We start from the raw sequence: 24,494 nt of genomic DNA, 5'->3' as shown, positions 1-24,494 counted from the left end.
GCGTCGAAAACGATCCGACGCCACGATTGAATGCGAGGCGCGGTGTCGAGCGAGAGTGAGAACGAAACGGCGGGGCCGGCGATGCCCGGCCTCGTAATCACTCGAACGAGCCGATGCGTTTCAGATTGCTGAAGTTCATCCAGATGAAGAACGCACGGCCCACGATGTTGGCATCGGGCACGAAACCCCAATAGCGGCTGTCGGCGCTGTTATCGCGGTTGTCCCCCATCATGAAGTAATGTCCGGGCGGCACCTTGCAGATGACGCCGCGGCTGTTGTAGGTGCAGTTGTCGCGATACGGGAAGTCCTCGGCGCCGATGACGAAAGGCGGCACCGCCGGATTGTTCAGAATCGCGTTCTTGCGCGAGCCGAACGACTCTTCGAACCGCTTGGCGTAACCGATGCGCTCTTCATCGAAATAATCGGGCAGCGGCGTCTCGGGCACCGGCTGGCCGTTGATCGTGAGTTTCTTGTCCTGGTAGGCGACAACGTCGCCGGGCAGGCCGATCGCGCGCTTGATGTAGTCGACCGACTCGTCCTTCGGATAGCGGAACACGACGACATCGCCGCGTGCGAGCGGCCGCCCCGCCGTGATCTTCGTATTGACGATCGGCAACCGCAGACCGTACTCGTATTTATTGACGAGGATGAAATCGCCGACGAGCAGCGTCGGCACCATCGAACCCGATGGAATCTTGAACGGCTCGACGACGAACGAGCGCACGAGGAACACGACGAGGATCACCGGGAAAAAGCTTGCCGTGTATTCGAGCCACCAGGGCTGGCGCAGCTTTTCTTCGCGCAGCCGCGCACGGGTCTGCGGAGCGTTTTCGTCGGCGAAGCGCTCGCCGACGCGGGCTTGCTGGCGATCGAACTCGGCTACCGCGGCATCGGCCGCGCGCCGCCGCTGCGGCAGAAAGATCAGTTTGTCGGCAACCCAGGCCACGCCAGTCAAAATGACCAGCACAAAAAGAATCAGTGCAAAATTCATGAAAGTCGGGATCCTTTGTTATTTGTCTTCCACGCGCAAGATTGCGAGAAAAGCCTCCTGCGGGATCTCGACCGACCCGACCTGCTTCATTCGCTTCTTGCCTTCTTTTTGCTTTTCGAGGAGCTTCTTCTTGCGCGTGATGTCGCCGCCGTAACACTTCGCGAGCACGTTCTTGCGCAATGCCTTGATATTTTCGCGCGCAACGATATGCGCGCCAATGGCCGCCTGAATGGCCACATCGTACATTTGACGCGGAATGATCTCGCGCATCTTGGCCGCCACTTCGCGCCCGCGATACTGCGACTGCGAGCGGTGCACGATCACCGAAAGCGCATCGACCTTGTCGCCGTTGATCAGCATGTCGACCTTGACGACATCGGACGCGCGATACTCCTTGAATTCGTAATCCATCGACGCGTAGCCGCGCGAGACGGATTTCAGGCGATCGAAGAAGTCGAGCACGATCTCGGCCATCGGAATTTCGTAGGTGAGCTGCACCTGCCGGCCGTGATACTGCATGTTGATCTGCGAGCCGCGCTTTTGCGTGCACAACGTGATGACCGAGCCGACATAGTCCTGCGGCATATAGAGGTTCACAGTGACGATGGGCTCGCGAATCTCTTCGACTTTCGACGGGTCGGGCATCTTCGCGGGATTTTCGACCATCATCGTCGTACCGTCGCGCTGCACGACTTCATAGACGACCGTCGGGGCGGTCGTGATGAGATCCATGTCGAATTCGCGCTCGAGCCGCTCCTGCACGATCTCCATATGGAGCAGGCCGAGAAAGCCGCAGCGAAAACCGAAGCCGAGCGCTTGCGAAACCTCGGGCTCGTATTGCAACGATGCGTCGTTGAGCTTGAGCTTTTCGAGCGATTCGCGCAGCGCGTCGTACTGATTCGCTTCGACGGGGTAAAGCCCGGCGAAGACCTGTGGCTTGACTTCCTTGAACCCAGGCAGCGGCGCAGGGGCCGGCTTCGCCGCGAGCGTGACCGTATCGCCGACCTTCGCGGCCGTCAGTTCCTTGATCCCCGCGATGATGAAACCGACCTGCCCGGCCGAAAGCGATTCGAGGTTCTTCGACTTGGGCGTGAACACACCGATGTGTTCGACCGGAAATTGCGCATCGGTCGCCATCAGCTTGATCTTGTCCTTCGGGCGCAACGTGCCGTTGACGATGCGCACGAGCATGACGACGCCGACATAGTTGTCGAACCATGAATCGATGATGAGGGCTTGCAACGGCGCGGACGGGTCGCCCTTCGGGGCCGGCACTTTCGCGATGAGGGCCTCGAGCACGTCTTCGACGCCGAGCCCCGTCTTGGCACTGCACCGCACCGCATCGGTCGCATCGATGCCGATCACGTCCTCGATTTCGGCAATCGCGTTCTCGGGGTTGGCCGCCGGCAAGTCGATCTTGTTGAGCACGGGCACGACTTCGACGCCGAGTTCGATCGCCGTGTAGCAATTCGCGACGGTCTGGGCCTCGACGCCCTGGCTCGCGTCGACGACGAGCAGTGCGCCCTCGCAAGCGGACAGCGAGCGGCTCACCTCGTAGGAAAAGTCGACGTGGCCCGGCGTGTCGATCAGATTCAGGTTATAGACCTTGCCGTCGCGCGCGCGATAGCTGAGCGCCGCGGTCTGAGCCTTGATGGTGATGCCGCGCTCGCGTTCGAGGTCCATCGAATCGAGCACTTGCGATTCCATTTCACGGTCGGACAAGCCGCCGCAGATTTGGATGATGCGATCGGCGAGCGTCGACTTGCCATGGTCGATGTGCGCAATGATCGAGAAATTACGAATATGATCCATTCAGTGCCGATCAAGCAAAAAAGGCGCGCTCGGACAACCGCGGAGCACGCCTCGTAAGTACGTGAAAAACCGGGCTATTTTAGCTGAAATGGCCGTCCGACGGGGGATTTCGGCGACAAGCATGGCACAAACGCTGCTGGGCGCGCGTGCCGTGCCCGCGCCGATGCTCATCGTGGAGTACGCGTTGCGGCGAGCGCCGTGCGCACCCGTGCCGCATCGAGCCGGTGATGGCAAAGCTCGACGCCGTCATGCACGAGCACCGGCACCAGTACGTCATAGCGCGCTTCGAGTCCGGGATCGCTGTCGATATCAATCACGTCGACCTGCGCGCCGAACTCGGCGGCAAGCGGTGCAAGGGCCGCGAGCATGTCGTCGCACAGATGACACCAGGCCCGTCCATACAGCGTCAGCCGCGGGCCGCCCGTCACTTCTGAGCCGGCGCCGCGCGAGGGCGCATCGGCACGAACTGTGTGTTGTCCCCGCGCCGCACGAGCACCGCTACCGTCTTTTGCGGATCGAGATGCGCCACGGCCTGATCGAAATCTTTCGCCGTCGCGATGTCCGTATCGCCGATGCGCAAGATGATGTCGCCTTTTTGCAGTCCGACGCGCGCGGCCGGGCCTTCGACGCTCTGCACTTCCACGCCGCCGTTATGCAGCTTGAGCGCCTTTTGCTGATCGGCCGGCAGGTCGGCCACCGTGACGCCAAGCAGGTTGCGCGGCCGCGCTTTCGGCGGCGGCGCGCGACGCTCCGTGGTTTTGACCGTTTTATCGGTGGGCGTCTCGGCGACCACGACAGGCAGCTCGGTCGTGTGGCCCTTGCGCCAGATCGTGACCGTCGACTTGGTGCCGGGCTTCGTATCGCCGACCATGCGCGGCAGGTCGGTTTCCGCCTCGACGGGTACGCCGTTGAACTTGAGGATGATGTCGCCGGGCTGGATGCCCGCCTTGTCCGCCGGCCCGCCCGGCTCGACGCTGCTCACCAGCGCGCCGCCCGCCTTCGGCAGCCCGAGCGAATCGGCGACATCCTTCGTGACCTGGCCGATGGCCACCGCGATACGTCCGCGCACCACCTTGCCCGTTGTCTTGAGCTGTTCCGCCACACGCATCGCTTCGTCGATCGGAATCGCGAACGAGATGCCCATGAAGCCGCCGGTTCGGCTATAGATCTGCGAATTGATACCGATCACCTGCCCCTGCATGTCGATGAGCGGGCCACCCGAGTTGCCGGGATTGACCGCAACGTCGGTCTGGATGAACGGCAGGTAGTCGCCCGTGTCGCGTCCCTTTGCGCTGACGATGCCGGCCGTCACCGTGTTGTCGAGGCCGAACGGCGAGCCGATCGCGACGACCCACTCCCCGACGCGGACCTTGTTCGAATCCCCGATCGTCACCGTCGGCAGATTCGCGGCGCTGATTTTCACGACGGCCACGTCCGTCCGATCGTCGGCGCCGATCAGCTTGGCCTTGAACTCGCGCTTGTCCGTCAGCGTGACATAGATGGTGTCCGCGTCGTCCACGACGTGCGCGTTCGTCATCACGTAGCCGTCGGCCGACAGAATGAACCCCGAACCCACGCCCGCGCTTTGTTCGGAATCGCCGTTGTCGGAGCCGTCCTGGCCACCGCCGTTGTCGCCCCGGTCGCCCCGGTCGCGCGGTGCGTTGGGTGCGTTCGGCGTATTGGGCGTATTGGGCAACGGAATGCCGAAGAAGCGCCGGAAGAACTCGGACATGTCGCCTTCGTCGGCGCCGGGGGGCAGCGCCCGCTGAGTCGGCGAACTCGACACGCGCGCGGTCGTGCGGATATTGACGACGGCCGGCCCGACCTTGTCGACGAGATCCGTGAAATCGGGCAGATTGGCCGCCGGCGAGGCCGCTGCCGCAGGCGAAATGAGCGGCAGGCACGCGAGCATCGCCGCGGCCGCGAGAAAGTTGCGCACCGAATGAATCGTCATAAAGGGATCGACCGAAGTGTTACTTGCCCGGGTATTTTATGGCAGAGGCAAAGAGCTGCAGTGTGCCTTGCGGAACCTCGCCGAGCAAGGTGATCCAGTAATCCCCGTGCCGCGTGACGAGCACATGCGTCGCGCCGCTCGCGCCGGCTCCCTCCTTGCGCGAGCTTTTCTCGACCGGTTCGACGAAAACGGACACCGTCGCGAGGCCATCCGAAAACACTGCCTGATCGACCGGAATCGGCGGCGCGCCGGCTTCGCGGGCCGCCATCGGCCGCCGCAACTCGCGAATCTTGCGAAAACCCGGTACTTCGGGACCGAACCGCCAGCCTTGCGCCTCCATATCGACGGGCTGCAACGGGGGGCGAACGAGCGTCCAGCCCGCCGTATTACGGATGCCCGCCGCAATCGGCGCCTTGTTGACCGGTACGCCGATGCGCAACTGCGTGAACGATATCTGCTCGAGGACCTGCGCGCTCGCGTCGAGCGTCTGGGCCCGCAGCAAAAGCCCCGTCTTCGCATCGGTCCAGAACTTGTAGGCAAAGCGATAGGCGTCCTTGGGGTCGAGCTCGATCACTTGCGCATCGATGCCGGCAACCCGATCGGGGCCCAGCAGCTTCGGCTCGTAAGTCGCCAGCACCTGCTGGCCACTTTCGCTCAGCAAAGCCGGGAACGAATCCTTGTTCTGGCGCTGTTCGAGGATGCAAAGATGGCGTTCCGGGACGAACGTGTAGAGGCTGTCGTCGTGGCGCAGAAGTTTGCGCGGCTTGCCGTCGAGGCTTTCGAGCGACTCGAACTCGCCGTCGCCGCGCGTCGCATAGTGCGCGATACGCGAAGACTGGACGAACGTGCCGCGCTGATAAACGAACACGCCCTCGTAATTTTCCTGCTGCGCCGCGCGCGGAATCCTGTCGAGCCAGGCCGCGGCGCGCTCGTGGACGGCGGCCGCGGTGGCGGAGTCGGAGGCTGGGGCCGTCCCGGTCTGCGCGAATGCCCCTGGCGCCACCGGCAACAACACAGCCACGGAAAACAATGCGACGCGCCGCCGCGCCGAGGCGGCAAGACGCCCTGCTCGCGAGGTCGGCATCAGTTTATTGACCTTGCGTCGTCATCGCGGCGGCGCGAATGAACGGAGCCGAACCCGGCACCATCGGCTGCTGCGCGAACTGCTGGTGCGCCTCGAGGTATTGGTCGAGCCCTGCATCGCGAATGATGTTGCCGTCGGAGCCGGCCGGGCCGCCCGCAGCGGCCACTTGAAGCGCGGCATCGTGGTGGGCAGGCTGAGCGGCCATCTGCACTGCGGCGTGCGGTGCATCCGCGCGCTGCAGCTGAGGCAGCACGATCCAGCTCAGCGTCGCTGCAGCGGCGGCCACGGCGAGCCCCGGAATCACGCGGCGCTTCACTGCCCGCAGCGCCGATGCACGCGCGCCAGCCGCGGCGGGTGCCAGCACATGCGGTTCGGCTTCGAGCCGGGCCGCGAAACCGCGCAAAAAGTTGCTGCTCGCGACCGGATGCACAGCCAGGTCATCCGAGCGCAACGCATCACCGATGAGGTGGTACTCGGACCACGCGGCGCGCTCGGCGCCGCTCAGCTCCGCAAGAAATTCGCCGATATGCCCGGGCCCACCGGCCCATTCACCATCCACAACGGCAGATAGATGCTCGCTGCGCGAGCCCACTTGCGATTGCATCGAGACCGACCCCATGACGCTCCCCATCTCACAAACACCCCGTAATCTACCTACCCATGTCCGCCGCCACGCCGGTACTTCAAGCGCGCCGGTTCTACCAGCGCCTTCCTTCCGGCGTATCCAGCAACGGACGCAATTTTGCCGCAATCGCCTCGCGTGCGCGAAAAATACGCGAACGCACGGTGCCGATCGGGCACCCCATCATTTCGGCGATTTCCTCGTAACTCAAGCCTTCGATCTCGCGCAGTGTAATCGCCACGCGCAATTCCTCCGGCAGCAGCGCCATCGCGGCGTTGACCGTCTGGGCGATCTGCTTGCTCATCAACATCGACTCGGGCGTGTTGATATCCCTTAGTTGATCGGCGTCCGAGAAAGTTTCAGCCTCTTCCGCGTCAGCTTCGGTCGAAGTGGGGGCGCGCCGGCTTTGCGTCGCCAGATAGTTCTTGGCCGTGTTCACCGCGATGCGGTAGAGCCAGGTATAGAAGGCCGACTCGCCGCGGAATTGCGGCAAGGCACGATAGGCCTTGATGAACGCGTCCTGAGCGACATCCTCGACCTCGGCGGGATCGCGCACGAGGCGCGAGATCAGCCGAATGATCTTGCGATGGTATTTGGCGACCAGGAGTTCGAACGCGGCTTTATCGCCCTTTTGCACGCGCTCGACCAGCACCTGGTCAATTTCTTTTTCGCTCACTGAATGGGTCCGTTTGCCTGGAAAGATGCGCTTCGCGGGAGCGCTATTGTAGCGTCCCCATCAACGCGGCATGCCGCATCTGTAACGGCCGTTACTGTCTTTACAGATGGTGATGCGCGGCGTTGCGCGCCCGCACGGCCAGCGAGCGGAACGTCTCGGCATCGAGCGAATCCGCTGCGACGACGAGCGATGCCGCCCGGGTTCGCCCCTCCGGCCGGATGGCGACGACGAGCAGGCGGTTCGCCCACTGAGTGCAGCCCACGATGGGGCCACGCACAAGAGTATGCCCCCGGCGATCGTAGGCGGCGATCGAGTCGGACTCGATACCGAGCGCGACGACCCGCCCCCACAGCTGCGCACGCGCCACGAGCATCAGCGCGGCGTAGCACGCCAGGGATAGTACGAGCCCGGCAGCGGCGCCCGCGAGCGGTGCCAGCATCGCATAAAGGCCGAACGCGGCGACCGAGGCGAACCCGAGCGTTGCCGCGAGGAGTGCAGACGAACGTCGCAACGCAACGACCGCTGACGGCGAATACGCCGCCAGCGTAGCGCGACTATCGGCCAATGGCTCGCCGATCGCTTACACCCGCTTGAACACGAGCGTACCGTTGGTACCGCCGAACCCGAACGAGTTCTTCAGCGCCACGTCGATCTTCGCATCGCGCGCCGTATTGGCGCAGTAATCGAGATCGCACTCGGGGTCCTGGTTGAAGAGATTGATCGTCGGCGGCGACACCTGATGATGCACGGCGAGCGCCGTGAAGACCGACTCGAGCCCGCCCGAACCGCCGAGCAGATGGCCCGTCATCGACTTCGTCGAATTGACGATCACGCGCTTGGCCTGCTCGCCGAGCGCCCGCTTGATACCGGTCGTTTCGGCGATATCGCCGAGCGGCGTGGACGTGCCGTGCGCGTTGACGTAGTTGACTTCGTCGGCATTGACGCCGGCATTGCGCAGCGCGGCCTGCATGCAGCGGCGCGCGCCGTCGCCGTCTTCGAGCGGCGCCGTCATGTGATAAGCGTCCGCACTCATCCCGTAGCCGGCGACTTCCGCATAGATCTTCGCCCCGCGCGCCTTCGCGTGCTCGTACTCCTCGAGCACCATGACACCGGCGCCTTCACCGAGCACGAAACCGTCGCGATCCTTGTCCCACGGACGGCTCGCCGTGGCGGGATCGTCGTTGCGCTGCGAGAGCGCACGCGCGGCCGCAAAGCCGCCGATGCCGAGCGGAGAGACCGTCGCTTCCGCGCCGCCCGCCAGCATGATGTCGGCATCGCCGTACTCGATGAGGCGCGAAGCCTCGCCGATGCAGTGCAGGCCTGTCGTGCAGGCGGTGACGAGCGCCAGGTTCGGGCCCTTCAGGCCGAACCTCATCGACAGATGCCCCGAGATCATATTGATGATCGAAGCCGGCACGAAGAACGGCGAAATACGCCGCGGGCCGCGATTGAGCAGCTCCGTCTGCGTGACTTCGATCAGCGGCAACCCGCCGATGCCCGAACCGACGACGACGCCGAAACGCTCGGCGTTCGCCTCCGTCACCTCGAGGCCGCTGTCTTGCATCGCCTGAACCCCGGCCGCCATGCCGTAATGGATGAACGTATCCATATGGCGGGCCTCTTTGGCCGGCATGTAGTCCTCGACGTTGAAACCCTTCACTTCGCCGGCGAAGCGGGTCGAGAAGTTCGCAGCGTCGAACTTCGTGATGGTGGCGATGCCGGACTTGCCGGCCACCAGATTGGCCCACCCGTCGGCGACATTATTGCCAACAGGCGACACCAGCCCCAGGCCAGTAACGACAACACGACGGCGGCTCACGATAACCCCTTTTTCATAAATGACAAAAGCAAAAGCCACAGCGGCCACAGGGACCTGCCCCTGTGAGCCCTGTGGCTATGAATTCGGCACCCGCTTAGGCATCAGATGCGACTCGCGCGTCGGACGCGGGCAGTGCGGGAAGTATGCGACAGGCCTTAGGCCTTGACGTTGGCGCGCGCGTAATCGATCGCTTGTTGGACCGTCGTGATCTTTTCCGCTTCCTCGTCGGGAATTTCCATGCCGAATTCGTCTTCGAGTGCCATGACGAGTTCGACCGTGTCGAGCGAGTCCGCGCCGAGGTCATTCACGAACGAGGCTTCGTTCTTGATTTCGGCTTCCGCGACGCCCAGTTGTTCGGCGACGATCTTCTTGACGCGCTGTTCGATGTTGTCCATTACCCCTCCGAGGGAAAAAAGTTCAAAAATCCAAGTGCGCGCATTTTATCAGGTTTGCTCTGGCAAAAAAGCGCGCGCAAGACTAGCCGATGGGCCGCGCCGAAGGCGCCTTTTAGAGTCGGAGCCACCAAGGCGCGGATGGTACCTGAATTCGGTTACGACATATACATGCCGCCGTTGACGTGCAGCGTCGTGCCCGTGATGTAGCCCGCGAACGGCGAGGCCAGGAACGCCACCGCATGGGCGATGTCTTCGGGGCTGCCGAGCCGTCCGAGCGGAATCTGGGTCTTGAGCGCCGTTTGCTGCTCCTCGGGCAGCACCTTCGTCATGTCGGTGTCGATGAAGCCCGGCGCCACGCAGTTGACCGTGATGCCGCGGCTGCCGATCTCGCGCGCGAGCGCACGCGTCATGCCCGCCACGCCGGCCTTGGCCGCCGCATAGTTCACCTGTCCGGGATTGCCCGCCGAGCCGACCACCGAGGTGATATTGATGATGCGACCGCCACGCGCCTTCATCATCGGTCGCAATACCGCGCGCGACAACCGGAAGACGGCTTTCAGGTTCGTGTCGATCACGGCGTCCCACTCGTCGTCCTTCATCCGCATGGCCAGTTGATCCTGCGTGATGCCTGCATTGTTGACGAGCACGTTCAGCGCACCGAATTCCTTGACCGTGGCATCGATGAGCGCATCGACCGCCGCCGCGTCGCGCACATCCAATACCGCACCGCGCCCGGCGACGCCCGCAGCCGCAAATGCTTCGTCGATGCCCTTCGCACCGGCTTCGCTCGTGGCGGTGCCGATTACCGTGGCGCCTTGCCGCGCGAGCTCCAGCGCAATGGCGCGCCCGATGCCGCGCGAGGCGCCCGTGACGAGGGCGGTCTGTTTGTCGAGTGCTTTTTCCATGTTCTATCCGAGTAATCCGCCCGCATCGGCGCTCGGCTCATGCCGCGCCCGGACGTTGGATCTGTATCGCAAAAATGGGTGAACGGTACGCGCCGCTCGCGCGCGGGGCAGCGCCGCCCCGTCCCTGCCGCCGCTTAACCGGCGACGAGCTTGAGCGTCTCTTCGAGCGAGGCCGGATCGACGATTGCGCCGCCGACGAGGTTGCCATCGATGCGCTTCGTCAGGCCGGCCAGCACTTTGCCGGGGCCGCATTCGATGACGTGCGTCGCGCCCCCCTTGGCGATCGCCTGCACGCATTCGACCCAGCGGACGGGTCCGGCCGCCTGGCGCACGAGCGCATCCTTGATCGCGGCGGGCTCCATGGCCGTGGCGACATCGACATTGTTCATGACGGGGATTTGCGGGACGCTCACTTCCACGCTGGCGAGGTACTCGCGCAGCCGATCGGAAGCGGGCTTGAGCAACGACGAGTGAAACGGCGCGGACACCGGCAATGGCAATGCGCGTTTTGCGCCCTTCGCTTTGGCCAGCTCACAGGCTTTTTCGATGGCGGCCTTGTGACCGGCGATCACGACCTGTGCCGGTGCATTGAAGTTCACGGCCTCCACGACACCTGCGCTTTGCGCGGCCGCTTCGGCACAGACCGCGCGAACCGTGTCGTCATCGAGACCGAGAATGGCGGCCATGCCGCCGACCCCGACGGGCACCGCCGTTTGCATTGCCTGCGCGCGAAAGCGCACGAGCGGAACGGCATCGCGAAAGGCGAGCGCGCCGGCCGCGACGAGCGCCGTGTACTCGCCGAGACTATGGCCCGCCACGATTGCCGGAACCGCCCCCCCCGCGTCGCGCCAGGCACGATAGATCGCATAGGCGGCGCTCAGCATGACGGGCTGGGTATTCGTCGTCAGATTCAATTCATCCGCCGGGCCGTCCGCGATCAGCTTGCCGAGGTCCTGCCCGAGCGCGTCGGACGCTTCCTGGAGCGTCTCACGCACGACCGCGCGATCGGCGAACGCGTTCAACATGCCGACAGCTTGAGAACCTTGTCCCGGAAAAACAAACGCAAATTTCATATCGTCCCCAGTTGCCGAGGTCATAAGGGATGCGCGCGAGGCATGGCAGAGCGCGCCAGAGGCTTGGTTCGAGCGCCGCAGCCGAATACCGCGGCCCCCCCCGCGTCAGTAGCGGATAACGGACGCGCCCCAGGTGAAGCCGCCGCCCACGCCTTCGATCAGAACCGTCTGACCGCGCTTGATGCGCCCGTCGCGCACGGCGAGGTCGAGCGCGAGTGGAATCGACGCGGCGGAGGTATTGCCGTGCTCGCCGACGGTCACGACCATGCGTTCCAGCGGCAGACGCAGCTTGCGGCACGTGCTGGTCATGATACGGATATTGGCCTGGTGCGGAATTAGCCAATCGACCTGGTCGGGCGACAGATGCGCCTTCTCGAGCGCCTCCACGGCAACTTTTTCGAGCACATGCACGGCGAGCTTGAATACGGCTTGACCATCCATATGGAGAAAGGCGTTACCCGCCACGGCGCCGCCGTTGACATGCCCAGGGACACAGAGGATGTCCGCGTGGCTGCCGTCGGCATGCAACGCGCTGGCGAGCACACCGGGCTCTTCCGATGCGGACAGAATCACGGCACCGGCGCCATCGCCGAACAGCACGCAGGTGGTGCGGTCGTCGAAGTCCAGAATGCGCGAAAACGTCTCGGCACCGACCACGAGCGCCGTGCGATGCTGACCGCTGCGGATGAGTGCGTCGACGGTGGCAAGCGCATACGCGAAACCGGAGCAGACGGCCTGGACGTCGAACGCGGCGCCGTTGTTCTTGATTTGCAGCTTGTTTTGCAACAAGCACGCCGTGCTCGGAAAAACGAAATCGGGCGTGGACGTGGCCACGACGATGAGATCGATCGACTGCGGATCGATATCGGCTGCTTCGATGGCGCGCAGCGATGCCGCGAGGGCGAGATCGCTAGTCGTTTGATCGGGCGCGGCGAAGTGGCGCGCGTGGATGCCCGTGCGCGCGACGATCCATTCGTCGCTGGTCTCCACACCATGCTCGGCGAGACGCTCCGCCAGGTCCTGATTCGTGACGCGGTTGGCCGGCAGATAACTGCCGGTGCCGAGCACGCGGGAATAGATTGTCGATTGGGCCATTATGCTTTCGAAGATACCGCAGCGTAGGGCTCGGCCGAGCGGCCTGGAGCGTTCGCGGAGCCGGCGCCGCCCGCATCGCGCGCGGCCTGCTCGAGCGGGTAGGCGTTTTCTTCCATCGCGCGCGCGAGGCGTTCGAGGACGCCATTTTTGACGGCATCATACCCCCGTTTGATAGCCCACTCAAACGCGTAGGCATCCGCCGAGCCGTGGCTCTTGATCACGAGACCGCGCAGACCGAGCAACGCCGCACCGTTGTACTGCCGATGATCGACACGCTTTTTGAAACGCAGCAGCACCGGCAGCGCGAGCAACGCCATCAATTTCGTGAGCAGCGAGCGGCCAAATTCTTCGCGAATGATTTCGGAGAGCATCTGGGCGAGCCCCTCCGACGTCTTCAGCGCGACATTGCCGACAAAACCGTCGCAGACGATCACGTCGGTCGTGCCCTTGTAGATATCGTTGCCTTCGACGTTGCCGTAGAAGTTGAGCGTGCTCGCCCGCAGCAGTTCGCCCGCGCGCTTGATCGTTTCGTTGCCCTTGATGACCTCTTCGCCGATATTGAGCAGCCCGATCGTCGGCCGCTCCTTGCCTTCGAGCGCCGAGACGAGCGCGTGTCCCATTTCGGCGAACTGCAGCAGGTGCTGCGGCTCGCAATCGACGTTCGCGCCGAGGTCCAGCATCATCGTGTAGCCATGCGGGTTGGGCAGCGCCGACGCGATCGCCGGCCGCTCGATGCCCGCGAGCGTCTTCAGCACGTAACGCGACACAGCCATCAGCGCGCCCGTGTTGCCGGCCGACACGCAGGCCTGCGCCGCCTCCTCTTTCACGAGGTTGAGCGCGACGCGCATCGACGAATCTTTCTTTTTGCGCAGCGCGACTTCGACGGGATCGTCCATGGCGACGACTTCCGATGCCGCGACGACGGACAGGGCGTCGAGATCCTGTGCCTTGAGCTTCTTCAGTTGAGCGCGGATCGGGGCTTCGAGGCCGACGAGCACGAGGTGGGCGTCGGCATGCGAGCGAACGAAGCTGACGGCAGCGGGAACGGTCACGGACGGGCCGTGATCGCCACCCATGCAATCGATCGTGAGCTTTATGGTCATTGACTGCGGCGAATTTCAGGCGCGGTGCATGAAACTGGAGTCGGCACGCAAAGCGCGCGCATTCCAGTCGACGCAAAAAAGCGGCAGTTGAATGCCGCCTTTTCGTTGAACCGGGAAAATGTCAGACAAGCGGTCCGACAAGCCGCCGGCCACGCGATGCGCGACCGAGCCGGACAAGCATCGCACCAATCGCGATTAGTCGTTTTTCGTCTTGACGACTTTCTTGCCGCGGTAGTAGCCATTCGGGCTGACGTGGTGACGCAGATGCACCTCGCCCGTGCTCGGTTCGACAGCGAGCGGCGCTGCATTCAGGAAATCGTGCGAGCGGTGCATGCCGCGCTTCGACGGCGACTTCTTGTTTTGCTGAACTGCCATGGTAACTCCTAAAAATTTTCGGGATTCTAACACAGCGCAACAGGCGCAATGCCACTGGCCATCAGGCCGGGCCCTCGCGTGCTGCCGCGCGTTCCACTCATGCGCCGCACGGTACGGTCAGTGCGTATTGCCGCCCGTACCGCCGTCGCGCTTCAATGCTTCGAGCGCCGCAAACGGATTCGGCTTGCCGTCTTCACCGTCTTTGCCACCCTCGCCTTCATCCGACGATTGCTCGCCCGCCTCGCCCGCCAATTCCCCGCCGGCTCCGGAGCTCAAGCTCTCGTGTACCTGCGGACATACGTCGTGCTTGGGAACGAGCGGCAACGACAGCAACAGTTCCTCTTCGATCAAATCGACGAGATCGAACTGGCGCGAGCCAACGATCACGTCGAGTTCATCGTCATCGAGCGGATAAGCCTCGGCCTCTTCCTCGGTCTCGACGAGCCGATAAGTGGCATCGACATCGAACGACTGCTCGTACGGCGCGAGGCAACGCTGACATTCGAGCCAGGCCGAACCGTGCACCGCCAGCCGCAAATACGGCTGCGGGGCCTCACTGCCGTCGTCCTGCAGTTCCGGTTGCGTCGAACCCTCGGCTTGCCAGGTGAACGACGCCTCCCGCTCGCGGGCATCGGCCGGCACCTCGTTCGACAACCGCGGCAATTGCGATATCCGCAAACCGCCAGCGGCCTGCCGCCCGCTTCGCGCGAATTCGAATACGTCGAGCGCGCGCGGATCCACGACGCCGCCTGCACCGCCTGATTTACCAGCCTGCTGAGTCATGAACACGCTCCTCGGCCGAAGGCGCGAACTGGCCGTGAAAAGCCAGCTAGAATAATGCTTTTGCCGTTTCCCGTCAAATACTTAACAGGTCACCCCGGATGTCGATTCGATCCGCCCAGCTGCCGCGCCTCATTCTCGCTTCGAGCTCGCCCTATCGCCGCGCGCTGCTCGAGCGGCTGCGCATCCCGTTCGAGGTGGCCGCGCCGTCACTCGACGAAACGCCTCATCCCGGAGAAGCACCGGCCGCCACGGCGCTGCGGCTCGCCGAGGCCAAGGCCCGCGCCGTCGCCGCGCGCGCAGCCGATGCCCCTGACTCGCCGGGGGCGGCCGGCATGCTCGTCATCGGCTCCGATCAGGTCGCCACGTTCGACGGACGCCAGATCGGCAAGCCCGGCGGCCACGAGGCTGCGCTTGCTCAATTGAAAGAGATGCGTGGGCGCACCGTCGAATTCCATAGTGCGCTCACGCTGTTCGACGCCGCGCGCGACATCGTCCAGATCGAGGACGTCGTCACGCGCGTACGCTTTCGCGACTTGCCGCAAGAGGAGCTCGAGGCCTACTTGCTTGCCGAGACGCCATACGATGTCGCCGGCAGCGCGAAAGCCGAAGGGCTCGGCATCGCACTCGTCGACGCCATCGACTCCGACGACCCGACTGCGCTCGTCGGCCTGCCGCTGATCGCACTCACCCGCATGCTGCGAACCGCCGGCTATCCGCTTTTCGGCACCGCGCGAGGTGTGCAATGAGCGGCACCCTCTATTTGATTCCGAACGCATTGGGCGACGGCGACGCCACCGCGCTCGCGACCGTCCTTCCGGCCAGTGTCATTGCGCGCACCGCGCAACTGCGCTACTTCATCGGCGAAAACGCGAAAACGACGCGCGCGTTTCTGAAGCGCGTCGGTACCGAGCGCCCGATACAGGAGATCGAGATTCGCGAGCTGAACGTCAACACGCCGGCCGCCGGCATCGAGCAATTGCTCGCCCCCGTGCTCGCGGGCGCCGACGCGGGCCTCGTCTCGGAGGCAGGGTGTCCCGCGGTCGCGGACCCGGGTGCGCTGCTGGTGCGCCGCGCGCACGAGCGCGGCATCAAGGTCGTACCGCTCGTCGGACCGAGTTCGATCCTGCTTGCGCTGATGGCATCGGGCCTCGACGGTCAGCGTTTCGCCTTTCACGGATACCTGCCGGTCGATGCCGGCGAACGAACGCGCAAGCTGCGCGAGCTCGAAGCGCACTCGCGCAAGGCCAGGGAAACGCAGATATTCATCGAGACGCCGTACCGCAATCGCGCACTGCTCGACGCGATACTGGCCGGCTGCGCGCCGTCCACGCTCGTCGCCGTTGCCGTCGACCTGACGCTCGAGACCGAAACGATCGTGAGCCGGCCCGTATCGGCCTGGAAAAAGGCCGGTGCCCCCGAACTGCACAAGCGGCCCGCCATCTTTCTGCTGCTCGCGACCTGAACCGGCCGCGAGCAAGGCGGCGCTATCAGCGCAGCGATACACCGGCACCCGCCAGCGCGTGCACGGCCGCGGCACCGAAGGCGGTGCCGAACTTGCGCGCGATCCGATCGGAAATGCTCTCCTTCACCGTGTAGTCGACGACGCGCGGCGCCTTGAAGACGTCGCGCGCGACGTAACCCGTATCGCCAAAGCCGTCCGCCAGGCCGAGCTCGACGCTCTTTTCGCCGGTCCAAAAGAGCCCCGAGAACAGATCGGGCGTCTCGTGCAGCCGCTTGCCACGGCCTTCGCGCACGGCATCGATGAACTGCCGGTGGATCGCGTCGAGCATCACTTGCGCGTGTTCGTTCATGGCGGGCGTTTCGGGCGAGAACGGATCGAAAAAGCCCTTGTTGGCGCCCGACGTATGCAGGCGCCGCTGGATGCCCAGCTTGTCCATCAACCCTGTAAAGCCGAAACCGTCCATCAACACGCCGATCGAGCCGACGATACTTGCACGGTCGACGTAGATCTTGTCCGCGGCCGCGGCGATGTAATAACCGCCCGATGCGCACATGTCCCCCACGACGACATACAGCGGGATCGACGGGTATTTCGACCGCAAACGGCGAATCTCGCGGTTGATCATGCCTGCTTGCACGGGCGAGCCGCCGGGACTGTTGATCTGGAGCACGACACCTGCCGTGTCCGTGTCTTCGAAGGCCCGGCGCAACGACGTGGCGACATCTTCGGCGTTGGCGTTCTTGTCCGAGGCGATTTCGCCGTCGATCCTGACGAGCGCAGTGTGGCGGCCAGCCACCGCGACCTTTTCGCCCGGCACGTCGAACAAGGCGAATGCGATGAGCGCCAGCACGAACAGAAACGCGAAGCGGAAAAAGATCCGCCAGCGCCGCGCGGCCCGCTGCTCGCGAACGGCGGCGAGCGCCACGCGCTCGAGGACGGCGCGCTCCCAGTTGGGCTCGCGCGAAGGCGGCGTCTGCGGCGCGGGTGCGGCGCCGGAGGGGCGATCGGCGTTCTCGCCGGATTCAGGAGTCAAATTGTCGGTCATGCTCGATGATGAATCGCCGCGGAGGAAAGGAAGTGAATGACGGTGGGAACCCATGCCCGGCCCCGCTTTGTACCCTACTCGGGAGCCGGACGAAGCGATTCGTCCGGAAGCCAGAATACCGCCCGGCCATCGGGCGTTTCGCGCTCTTCGACCGTCACGGGCCGCAAGCGGCCGCCGCGGCACGGCCCGCCGACGCAGCGCCCGCTATCCGGCGCATAGATGGCGCCATGGGTGGCGCACATCAAGTATAAGCCTGACGATTCGAAGAACTGGCCCTCGACCCAGTCGAGCTCCATCGGTACATGCGCGCACTGATTCAGGTATCCGTAGACGACCTCGCCGAAGCGCACGAAAAAAACCACCGCGTCCTGGCCATCGTAGCGCGCCGCAACCCGCACGCCCGCCCCGCCATCGACGAGCGCGCCCGAAGCGCACACGCGCACCGCCTCAGGGCCCTCGGCCCGACCGCCCTGCGGCCGAGCGTCGCTCATGCGTGCTCCCTGAGCCAAGCGGCCAGCGTCGCCACGCTGTCGGCCACGAACCGCGGCGCGAGCGCCTCGAGCGCATCGGCCCGATGCGCGCCGTAAGCCACGCCGATGCCTGCCGTTCCGGCGTTTTGCGCCATCTGCAGATCGTGCGTCGTATCGCCGATCATGACCGTGCGCGCGAGATCCTGCCCCAATTCGCGCGTCAACTCATGCAGCATGCCCGGGTGCGGCTTCGAGAACGTCTCGTCCGCGCAACGCGTGCCGTCGAACATCCGCAAGAGGCCCGCGCCGTCGAGCGCGCGATTCAGCCCGACCCGGCTCTTGCCGGTGGCCACCGCGAGCAGATAGCCCGCATCGCGCAACTCTTCCAGCAACTCGCGCACCCCATCGAAAAGGGCGATCTGCGCGTCTTTGAGCAGGAAGTGATAGCGGTAGCGCTCGGCCAGACGCGGATACCCGCTCGGGTCGAGCGTCGGCGCCGCAATTTGCAGCGCGTCGCGCAACCCGAGTCCGATCACGTAGCTCGCCGCCTCGTCGGCCGGCACGGGCAGCCCGAGATCGCGGCAGGCCGCCTGGATGCTGCGCGTGATATGCGCGGTGGAATCCATCAGCGTGCCGTCCCAATCGAAAACGATCAGGTCAAAGAGTTCTCGGGCCATCGGCTCGCGCCTCGTCGGTCGATTCGTTCAGTTGATCCAGAAAACGCCGGCATTGCGCGGGCAATGGCGCCTCGAACGTCAGCGGCTCGCCTGTGACCGGATGCAGGAGACTCAAGCGGTGTGCGTGCAAAAACATGCGTTTGAGCCCCGGACGGGCGTCCGCGCGCGCCAGCGCCTTGTTCAGCGCAAAATCGCCGTACTTCGCATCGCCGACGATCGGCAAGCCGAGATGCGCGAGATGCACGCGAATCTGGTGGGTGCGCCCCGTTTTCAGCTCCGCTTCGACGAGCGCATATCCGGGCCACCGCTCGACGAGATTGAACACGGTATGTGACGCAAGCCCATCCGGATCGACACGCACGCGACGCTCGCCGTCCGCCGTCAGGTATTTGGTGAGCGCGACCTTGACCGCGCGCCGCTGCCCCCAATCTGGCGCCCATTCGCCGTGCGCGCAGGCGTAATAGCGCTTGTCCATGCGGTTCTCGCGAATCTGTTCGTGCAAGCCGACGAGCGCGACACGCTTTTTCGCGAGCATCAGCACGCCCGAGGTTTCGCGATCGAGCCGGTGCACGAGTTCGAGAAACTTGCCGAGCGGCCGCGCCTCGCGCATTTGCTCGATGACGCCGAACGCGACGCCGCTGCCCCCGTGCACCGCCACCCCGGCCGGTTTGTCGATGACGAGAAGGTATTCGTCTTCGAACAGCACCGGAAACTCGGCGGCCGGCGCCGCCGGTACGAATGCGGCCGCCTCGCTCAGCGCGACGCGAATCGGGGGCACGCGGACGAGATCGCCCGTGACGAGACGATATTTCGCGTCGACACGCCCCTTGTTGACCCGCACTTCCCCGCTGCGCAGGATCCGGTAAATGTGACTTTTCGGCACCCCTTTGCAGACTTTCAGCAAAAAATTGTCGATCCGCTGGCCGGCAACGCCGTCATCCACCTGTATGATCGAGACTTGGTCGCTCGCGACCAATTTCTGGGATATTTTGCCTAACTCATTCATTCTGAATATAATTTGCCCCAGCAGCCTGCGGCTGCCGGCGTGTTGGCCGGCGAATCCGGCGAGCTGCGCGGGGGCGAAGCGAGAAGCTGCTATTTTACTTGCTTGGCGGTACCCCAGGGCGCGTTGCTTGCCCTTTCAAAAGTAGCAACGAGTTGCACGCACGGAATTGGCGAGTGGCAAGGACGGCGCCCGCAGGCGCGTTCGGTCGCAGCCGGTTCCGACGGTAACGGAAGGTTGGTAAAAAAGAATTCATCAGGCGAGCCTCGGTATCGGACGATGTCGTAGGTCACGAGGCTCCCGATTGCGAAAACTACGGCGAGCGCCCGCGAGCGTTCCGCGACGAGCGGAGCTTTTGGCGACGTCAATACTGGCGAGACATCCCGCGCGGCTGTCGAGCGTCATACGGGCTTCGTGCCGCGTCGCTGACGACGCGGCACCGCTCCGGCCGGCAGGCGTGCGCCGCACGTCACGAGCCGCGGCACGCGAGGCACTGCGACGCAAAGCGCGCCCTGTGCATCGCCGTTATTTGAAGCCGTGTTCGCATGCGCCCGGCGGTTCGCGGCCCATTGGACCCGCAGCGAACCCCATCCAGGCAATTCTCCCCGCCATCGTTCCTGCTCCAGCGTGCTTGTGACAACAAAACGAAGACGCGGCGCGCCTTCGCGAATGCGGTCGCGGCTCCATGCCTCGCCCGCCCTCGCCGGCCAAGCCGCTCTGGAGCCGTTCAATGAAACGCATGCTGTTCAATGCGACGCAGCAGGAAGAACTGCGCGTCGCCATCGTCGATGGGCAAAAGCTCATCGATATCGATATCGAGACCGCCGGGCGCGAACAGCGCAAAGGCAACATCTACAAAGGCATCGTCACCCGGATCGAGCCGTCGCTCGAAGCCTGCTTCGTCAACTACGGCGAAGACCGCCACGGCTTCCTGCCGTTCAAGGAGGTCGCCCGTCAGTACTTCCGCGACGGCGTGGAAATGCGCTCTGCACGCATCCAGGATGCGCTGCGCGAAGGTCAGGAGTTGATCGTCCAGGTCGAAAAGGAAGAGCGCGGCAACAAGGGCGCGGCCCTGACCACGTTCATTTCGCTGGCCGGCCGCTATCTGGTCCTCATGCCGAACAACCCTCGCGGCGGCGGCGTGTCGCGCCGAATCGAGGGCGACGATCGCCAGGAACTGCGCGAAACGATGGCGCAGCTGCAACTGCCCGACGGCATGAGCATCATCGCGCGCACGGCCGGCATCGGCCGTAGCGCCGAAGAGCTGCAATGGGATCTGAACTATCTGATGCAGCTGTGGCGCGCGATCGAAGCCGCCTCGCAAAGCGGCCAGACCGGCCAGCCCATGCTGATCTACCTCGAATCGAGCCTCGTCATCCGCGCGATTCGCGACTATTTCCAGCCCGATATCGGCGAAATACTGATCGATACGACCGAAATCCACGATCAGGCCCGCGCCTTCATGGATATCGTCATGCCGGACAACGTCGGCAAGGTGAAGCGCTACCACGACGACGTTCCGCTCTTCTCGCGTTTTCAGATAGAGCACCAGATCGAAACGGCGTACTCGCGCACGGTGCCGCTGCCCTCGGGCGGCGCGATCGTGATCGACCACACCGAGGCGCTCGTCGCCATCGACGTCAACTCGGCGCGTGCCACCAAGGGCGCGGACATCGAGGAGACGGCCACGCGCACGAACCTCGAAGCGGCCGACGAAGTGGCCCGCCAGTTGCGTCTGCGCGATCTGGGCGGCCTCATCGTCATCGATTTCATCGACATGGAATCGGCCAAGAGCCAACGCGAAGTCGAACAGCGGCTCAAGGATGCCCTCAAGCACGACCGCGCCCGTGTGCAAATGGGCAAGATTTCGCGCTTCGGCCTCATGGAGCTGTCGCGCCAGCGCCTGCGCCCGGCGCTGTCCGAGGGTAGCCACGTCACCTGTCCGCGTTGCAACGGCACCGGCCACATCCGCGATACCGAATCGTCGGCCCTTCAGGTGCTGCGCATCATCCAGGAAGAGGCGATGAAGGAAAACACCGCGGCGATTCATTGCCAGGTGCCCGTGGAGGTCACGGCGTTTCTGCTCAACGAGAAGCGTCAGGAAATCAACAAGATCGAGTCGCGCTTCAAGGTCAACGTCGTCCTCATTCCGAACAAGCATCTCGATACGCCGCATTACAAGCTCGAGCGCCTGCGCCATGACGACGCCCGCCTCGACGATCCGCGCGCTTCATGGAAAATGGCCGAAGAAGCCGCGCGCGAGCTCGAATCGGAGACCGGTTACAGCAAGCGCAGCGAAGACCTCAAGCCCAAACAGGAAGCGGCTGTCAAAGGCATTACGCCCGAGAAGCCGGCGCCGAGCGCGCCCACCCGTCCGGTACCTGTCGCGCAGCCCGTCATCGCACCCGCGCGCACAGGCGGCGGCGGATTCTTCGGCTGGCTCAAGGGACTGTTCGGCGCTGCGCCGGCTGCTCCGGCGCCCGCCACCCCGGAACCCGTGCAACAGCCGAAGCCCGCGCGCGAGCGCAGCGAGCGTAGCGGCGGCGAGCGTGGCCGGAACAACCGTCGTGGCGGCGCTGGAGGCCGAGACGGCGCAGCACGCGCCGAAGGGACAGGCGCACGCCAGCAAGCCCCGGGGCAACGCCGCGACGAGCAGTCGCCGCCGCGCGAACCGCGCGAGCCGCGCGAAGGTCGCGGCCAGCGCGAGCAACGCGAAGGCCGGGAAGGTCGGGAGGCCCGCGATGGCCGCGAGCGCGCGCAGGAGCGTACCGAACAAGGTGCCGAAACGACCGCACGCGCCGAACGGCAAGAACGCGGCGAGCGCCGGGAGAGGCCCGAACGCGGTGAACGGCCGGAACGCGGCGAGCGCCGCAAACCGCTGACCGAAATCGCACCCGAGACGGTCCTGCGCCCCGAGGCGCCTGTCGTCGAAGCCGGAGCTTCAGCCGCGGCTACGGCGGGAGGACCCGTCGCTGCCGCCGAGCAGGATGCCGGTGCCGCCCGTGAAGGAGAAGAGCGTCGTCGCCGTCGCCGCGGCCGCCGCGGCGGGCGTCGCGAGCGCGAAGAAGATGGCGTGAACGTCACGCATGCGGCCGATGTCGCCGAAGCCGAGGGCGCCGTGGCCGAAGTCGCACCGCAAGCGCCGGCTACCGCTCATGCCGAGCCGGCCGCCGCAACGCACGCGGGCGATGCCGTCGTCACCCCCGTGCCGATGCAAGCAGCACCCGTCGCAACGCCGCTGCCGGAGACCGAAGCCCCCGCGGCGCCTGTCGAGGCGCGCGAGCCGACGCCGGCCATTCCCGCCGAGGCGCCGATTGCCGCCGCCGAGCCAGCGCCGGAGGTCGTACCGCACGCCGAGCCGCTGCCGGCCGCAGCCGAAGCTGCGCTCGAGCGCATTCCCGTCGAAGCCACCCCTGCTGCCCTCGGCGCGGTCGAGCAACCCGCAGCTGCCGCAGCCGAACCGGTGTCGGCGGTGTCAGGCGGCGCGCTGTCCGATCCGAACGTCGCCGCGAAGCTCGCGCCGACGCACGCCGAACCGGCAATCGAAACGCCCGCGGCAGCCGCTCAGCCGACTGCCGTGGCCGAAGAACCGGCACAGCGACAGGCAGCGGCCGAAACGACATCCGCAGCCGCGCCCGCCAAGCGGGCAAACGGTCTATCGGTGGGCGACCTGCAGCCGATGCTCGAATCGGCCGGCCTCGTCTGGGTCAGCACCGACGCCGAAAAACTGCGCAGCGCGCAGGAGGCGGCCGCGCGGATTGCTCCGCCCGCTCGAGCGCCGCGCGAGCGCAAGCCCCTGCCGCCCGTCGACACCACGCCGATGCAGCAGATCGAAACGCGCAAGTCCGAGTAATCCGAATCCGGTTGTTGTCCGGCCGCGCCAGCCCGCCTCCTCGAGGCGGGCTTTTTTGTGCCGACGGCGACCCGAAGCCCGGATCTCTCGGCTCGCCGATACCCGCAACACCGACCGGGCAAAACCGGCCGAATGTTGCGGGTTCGGCTAGAATGGCCTTCTGACCTTTTCCAGATTCGACCATGTCCCGCCGTATCATTCCCGTCGCCGATATCAGCGCGGTCCCCGATATCGCCGGCGCCGCGTTCGCGCCCCGCGGGACACTGACCGATGCACGCAGCCGTCCCATGCGCGATTTGCGCATATCGATCACCGACCGGTGCAATTTCCGCTGCGTCTACTGCATGCCGCGCGCCGTGTTCGACAAGGATTACCCGTTCCTGCCCCATAGCGCGTTGCTGACGTTCGAGGAAATCGAGCGTCTGGCGCGTATTTTTGTCGCCCACGGCGTCGAAAAGGTCCGGCTGACCGGCGGCGAGCCGCTTTTGCGCAAGAACATCGAATGGCTCATCGAACGGCTCGCGCGTATGAGTACGGCCAGCGGCCGGCCGCTCGACGTGACACTGACGACGAACGGCTCGCTGCTCGCGCGCAAAGCCCGTTCGCTCAGGGACGCCGGGCTCACGCGCGTCACGGTCAGTCTCGACGCGCTCGACGATGCGCTCTTCAAACGCATGAACGACGCCGACTTCGCGCCGTCGGCCGTCCTCGACGGCATTGCCGCCGCCGAGGCGAGCGGCCTCGCGCCGCTGAAGGTCAACATGGTCGTCAAACGCGGCACCAATGACGGTGAAATCCTCCCGATGGCCCGGCATTTCAAGGGCTCCGGTGTGGTGCTGCGCTTCATCGAATACATGGACGTCGGTACGTCCAACGGCTGGAACATGACCGAAGTGCTGCCTTCGGCCGAAGTCGTAGCGCGAATCGGCGAAGTCTTTCCGCTCGTTCCTCTCGAGCCGAATAGCGCGGCCGAAACGGCTCAACGCTGGGGTTACGCGGACGGCACGGGCGAAATCGGCGTCATTTCGAGCGTCACGCGGGCCTTTTGCGGTAGCTGCACACGGGCGCGGCTCTCGACCGAAGGCAAGCTGTACCTCTGTCTTTTCGCCTCATCGGGGCACGACCTGCGTGCGCTCGTGCGCAACGGATCGTCCGACGCCGATATTGCGACAGCCATCGCGCGTATCTGGCAAGCGCGCGAGGATCGCTACTCGCAGTTGCGAGGCAGCGGCGTGCCGGCCGGCCGCGACAACGATGCACCGCGCGTCGAAATGTCCTATATCGGCGGTTGATACCG

The 24,494-nt window shown here is 64.9% G+C and carries 24 protein-coding genes; 4 read left to right on the top strand and 20 right to left on the bottom strand.

From position 1 onward, the window contains the following. Positions 1-97: 97 nt before the first annotated feature. The 16 genes from lepB to ACO1XS_RS24305 form a co-directional block, all read right to left on the bottom strand. On the bottom strand, positions 98-991 hold the full coding sequence (gene lepB, locus ACO1XS_RS24380) for a signal peptidase I (protein WP_440562997.1): 894 nt from the start codon (positions 989-991) through the stop codon (positions 98-100). 18 nt (positions 992-1,009) lie between these two features. Further along, complete coding sequence (gene lepA, locus ACO1XS_RS24375; RefSeq protein ID WP_331573987.1) at positions 1,010-2,803, bottom strand: translation elongation factor 4; 1,794 nt, start codon at positions 2,801-2,803, stop codon at positions 1,010-1,012. 167 nt (positions 2,804-2,970) lie between these two features. Next, positions 2,971-3,231 (bottom strand): glutaredoxin family protein, encoded by a 261-nt coding sequence (locus ACO1XS_RS24370; RefSeq protein WP_331573989.1) that lies wholly within the window; start codon positions 3,229-3,231, stop codon positions 2,971-2,973. Then, positions 3,228-4,757, bottom strand: a complete 1,530-nt coding sequence (locus tag ACO1XS_RS24365) for a DegQ family serine endoprotease (RefSeq protein ID WP_331573991.1) — start codon at positions 4,755-4,757, stop codon at positions 3,228-3,230. The genes ACO1XS_RS24370 and ACO1XS_RS24365 overlap by 4 nt, the downstream gene beginning before the upstream one ends. A 19-nt stretch (positions 4,758-4,776) precedes the next feature. Continuing rightward, positions 4,777-5,841 carry a MucB/RseB C-terminal domain-containing protein gene (locus ACO1XS_RS24360; protein WP_331573993.1) on the bottom strand — a complete coding sequence of 355 codons (1,065 nt, stop codon included), beginning with the start codon at positions 5,839-5,841 and terminating at the stop codon, positions 4,777-4,779. A gap of 4 nt (positions 5,842-5,845) precedes the next feature. Beyond that, positions 5,846-6,460, bottom strand: a complete 615-nt coding sequence (locus tag ACO1XS_RS24355; protein ID WP_331573995.1) for a sigma-E factor negative regulatory protein — start codon at positions 6,458-6,460, stop codon at positions 5,846-5,848. 79 nt (positions 6,461-6,539) lie between these two features. Further along, entirely contained in the window at positions 6,540-7,139 is a 600-nt protein-coding gene (gene rpoE, locus ACO1XS_RS24350) for an RNA polymerase sigma factor RpoE (protein ID WP_173258364.1), read from the bottom strand. Positions 7,140-7,239: 100 nt separating this feature from the next. Further along, positions 7,240-7,704 (bottom strand): protein YgfX, encoded by a 465-nt coding sequence (locus tag ACO1XS_RS24345; protein ID WP_331573996.1) that lies wholly within the window; start codon positions 7,702-7,704, stop codon positions 7,240-7,242. Between the two features lie 15 nt (positions 7,705-7,719). Continuing rightward, complete coding sequence (fabF, locus tag ACO1XS_RS24340) at positions 7,720-8,958, bottom strand: beta-ketoacyl-ACP synthase II (RefSeq protein ID WP_331573998.1); 1,239 nt, start codon at positions 8,956-8,958, stop codon at positions 7,720-7,722. Between the two features lie 155 nt (positions 8,959-9,113). Next, positions 9,114-9,353 (bottom strand): acyl carrier protein, encoded by a 240-nt coding sequence (gene acpP / locus ACO1XS_RS24335; protein WP_004197638.1) that lies wholly within the window; start codon positions 9,351-9,353, stop codon positions 9,114-9,116. A 155-nt stretch (positions 9,354-9,508) separates the two neighbouring features. After that, complete coding sequence (fabG, locus tag ACO1XS_RS24330; protein WP_331574000.1) at positions 9,509-10,258, bottom strand: 3-oxoacyl-ACP reductase FabG; 750 nt, start codon at positions 10,256-10,258, stop codon at positions 9,509-9,511. Positions 10,259-10,392: 134 nt separating this feature from the next. Beyond that, positions 10,393-11,331: an ACP S-malonyltransferase gene (gene fabD / locus ACO1XS_RS24325; protein ID WP_331574002.1), complete on the bottom strand. Its 939-nt coding sequence runs from the start codon at positions 11,329-11,331 to the stop codon at positions 10,393-10,395. 105 nt (positions 11,332-11,436) lie between these two features. After that, the gene (locus tag ACO1XS_RS24320) at positions 11,437-12,426 is read right to left on the bottom strand and encodes a beta-ketoacyl-ACP synthase III (protein ID WP_331574004.1); all 990 of its coding nucleotides are present in this window, start codon (positions 12,424-12,426) and stop codon (positions 11,437-11,439) included. Beyond that, on the bottom strand, positions 12,426-13,529 hold the full coding sequence (gene plsX / locus ACO1XS_RS24315) for a phosphate acyltransferase PlsX (RefSeq protein ID WP_173258374.1): 1,104 nt from the start codon (positions 13,527-13,529) through the stop codon (positions 12,426-12,428). Before plsX ends, ACO1XS_RS24320 begins: the two co-directional genes overlap by 1 nt. Positions 13,530-13,724: 195 nt before the next feature. Continuing rightward, entirely contained in the window at positions 13,725-13,904 is a 180-nt protein-coding gene (rpmF, locus tag ACO1XS_RS24310) for a 50S ribosomal protein L32 (protein ID WP_007741736.1), read from the bottom strand. A gap of 117 nt (positions 13,905-14,021) precedes the next feature. Next, positions 14,022-14,687 (bottom strand): DUF177 domain-containing protein, encoded by a 666-nt coding sequence (locus tag ACO1XS_RS24305; protein ID WP_486391902.1) that lies wholly within the window; start codon positions 14,685-14,687, stop codon positions 14,022-14,024. A gap of 98 nt (positions 14,688-14,785) precedes the next feature. On the opposite strand from ACO1XS_RS24305, the gene ACO1XS_RS24300 reads away from it, so the two are divergent. Both ACO1XS_RS24300 and ACO1XS_RS24295 read left to right on the top strand, forming a co-directional pair. Further along, on the top strand, positions 14,786-15,433 hold the full coding sequence (locus ACO1XS_RS24300) for a Maf-like protein (protein ID WP_331574008.1): 648 nt from the start codon (positions 14,786-14,788) through the stop codon (positions 15,431-15,433). Then, the gene (locus ACO1XS_RS24295; protein WP_486391901.1) at positions 15,430-16,149 is read left to right on the top strand and encodes an SAM-dependent methyltransferase; all 720 of its coding nucleotides are present in this window, start codon (positions 15,430-15,432) and stop codon (positions 16,147-16,149) included. Before ACO1XS_RS24300 ends, ACO1XS_RS24295 begins: the two co-directional genes overlap by 4 nt. A 25-nt stretch (positions 16,150-16,174) precedes the next feature. On the opposite strand, the gene ACO1XS_RS24290 is transcribed toward ACO1XS_RS24295, so the two are convergent. The 4 genes from ACO1XS_RS24290 to ACO1XS_RS24275 all read right to left on the bottom strand — a co-directional run bounded on the left by ACO1XS_RS24290 (position 16,175) and on the right by ACO1XS_RS24275 (position 19,347). Beyond that, positions 16,175-17,194, bottom strand: a complete 1,020-nt coding sequence (locus ACO1XS_RS24290) for a S49 family peptidase (protein ID WP_486391900.1) — start codon at positions 17,192-17,194, stop codon at positions 16,175-16,177. A 74-nt stretch (positions 17,195-17,268) separates the two neighbouring features. Next, complete coding sequence (locus ACO1XS_RS24285) at positions 17,269-17,685, bottom strand: Rieske (2Fe-2S) protein (RefSeq protein ID WP_331574014.1); 417 nt, start codon at positions 17,683-17,685, stop codon at positions 17,269-17,271. Continuing rightward, positions 17,682-18,341: an HAD-IIIA family hydrolase gene (locus ACO1XS_RS24280; protein ID WP_486391899.1), complete on the bottom strand. Its 660-nt coding sequence runs from the start codon at positions 18,339-18,341 to the stop codon at positions 17,682-17,684. Before ACO1XS_RS24280 ends, ACO1XS_RS24285 begins: the two co-directional genes overlap by 4 nt. Further along, complete coding sequence (locus ACO1XS_RS24275; protein WP_486391898.1) at positions 18,322-19,347, bottom strand: RluA family pseudouridine synthase; 1,026 nt, start codon at positions 19,345-19,347, stop codon at positions 18,322-18,324. The genes ACO1XS_RS24280 and ACO1XS_RS24275 overlap by 20 nt, the downstream gene beginning before the upstream one ends. Before the next feature lie 727 nt (positions 19,348-20,074). Here ACO1XS_RS24275 and ACO1XS_RS24270 point away from each other — a divergent pair. Then, positions 20,075-23,197 carry an Rne/Rng family ribonuclease gene (locus ACO1XS_RS24270; RefSeq protein ID WP_486391897.1) on the top strand — a complete coding sequence of 1,041 codons (3,123 nt, stop codon included), beginning with the start codon at positions 20,075-20,077 and terminating at the stop codon, positions 23,195-23,197. 182 nt (positions 23,198-23,379) lie between these two features. Then, positions 23,380-24,489 carry a GTP 3',8-cyclase MoaA gene (moaA, locus tag ACO1XS_RS24265; protein WP_331574022.1) on the top strand — a complete coding sequence of 370 codons (1,110 nt, stop codon included), beginning with the start codon at positions 23,380-23,382 and terminating at the stop codon, positions 24,487-24,489. Positions 24,490-24,494 lie beyond the last annotated feature (5 nt).

It is taken from the genome of Trinickia sp., from assembly GCF_057351765.1.
The sequence above is the reverse complement of the archived record's forward strand: the minus strand, read 5'-3'. Positions and strand labels throughout refer to the sequence as shown.

Bases quoted from the DNA above. Each gene is read 5' to 3' on its own strand.
- ACO1XS_RS24300 (WP_331574008.1), top strand. From the start codon at position 14,786: ATGTCGATTCGATCCGCCCAGCTGCCGCGCCTCATTCTCGCTTCGAGC.
- lepA (WP_331573987.1), bottom strand. From the start codon at position 2,803: ATGGATCATATTCGTAATTTCTCGATCATTGCGCACATCGACCATGGC.
- ACO1XS_RS24290 (WP_486391900.1), bottom strand. From the start codon at position 17,194: ATGACCGACAATTTGACTCCTGAATCCGGCGAGAACGCCGATCGCCCC.
- ACO1XS_RS24275 (WP_486391898.1), bottom strand. From the start codon at position 19,347: ATGAATGAGTTAGGCAAAATATCCCAGAAATTGGTCGCGAGCGACCAA.
- fabD (WP_331574002.1), bottom strand. From the start codon at position 11,331: ATGAAATTTGCGTTTGTTTTTCCGGGACAAGGTTCTCAAGCTGTCGGC.
- ACO1XS_RS24355 (WP_331573995.1), bottom strand. From the start codon at position 6,460: ATGGGGTCGGTCTCGATGCAATCGCAAGTGGGCTCGCGCAGCGAGCAT.
- acpP (WP_004197638.1), bottom strand. From the start codon at position 9,353: ATGGACAACATCGAACAGCGCGTCAAGAAGATCGTCGCCGAACAACTG.
- fabG (WP_331574000.1), bottom strand. From the start codon at position 10,258: ATGGAAAAAGCACTCGACAAACAGACCGCCCTCGTCACGGGCGCCTCG.
- ACO1XS_RS24295 (WP_486391901.1), top strand. From the start codon at position 15,430: ATGAGCGGCACCCTCTATTTGATTCCGAACGCATTGGGCGACGGCGAC.
- ACO1XS_RS24285 (WP_331574014.1), bottom strand. From the start codon at position 17,685: ATGAGCGACGCTCGGCCGCAGGGCGGTCGGGCCGAGGGCCCTGAGGCG.
- ACO1XS_RS24365 (WP_331573991.1), bottom strand. From the start codon at position 4,757: ATGACGATTCATTCGGTGCGCAACTTTCTCGCGGCCGCGGCGATGCTC.
- plsX (WP_173258374.1), bottom strand. From the start codon at position 13,529: ATGACCATAAAGCTCACGATCGATTGCATGGGTGGCGATCACGGCCCG.
- ACO1XS_RS24360 (WP_331573993.1), bottom strand. From the start codon at position 5,841: ATGCCGACCTCGCGAGCAGGGCGTCTTGCCGCCTCGGCGCGGCGGCGC.
- moaA (WP_331574022.1), top strand. From the start codon at position 23,380: ATGTCCCGCCGTATCATTCCCGTCGCCGATATCAGCGCGGTCCCCGAT.
- lepB (WP_440562997.1), bottom strand. From the start codon at position 991: ATGAATTTTGCACTGATTCTTTTTGTGCTGGTCATTTTGACTGGCGTG.
- rpmF (WP_007741736.1), bottom strand. From the start codon at position 13,904: ATGGCAGTTCAGCAAAACAAGAAGTCGCCGTCGAAGCGCGGCATGCAC.
- ACO1XS_RS24270 (WP_486391897.1), top strand. From the start codon at position 20,075: ATGAAACGCATGCTGTTCAATGCGACGCAGCAGGAAGAACTGCGCGTC.
- ACO1XS_RS24305 (WP_486391902.1), bottom strand. From the start codon at position 14,687: ATGACTCAGCAGGCTGGTAAATCAGGCGGTGCAGGCGGCGTCGTGGAT.
- ACO1XS_RS24280 (WP_486391899.1), bottom strand. From the start codon at position 18,341: ATGGCCCGAGAACTCTTTGACCTGATCGTTTTCGATTGGGACGGCACG.
- ACO1XS_RS24320 (WP_331574004.1), bottom strand. From the start codon at position 12,426: ATGGCCCAATCGACAATCTATTCCCGCGTGCTCGGCACCGGCAGTTAT.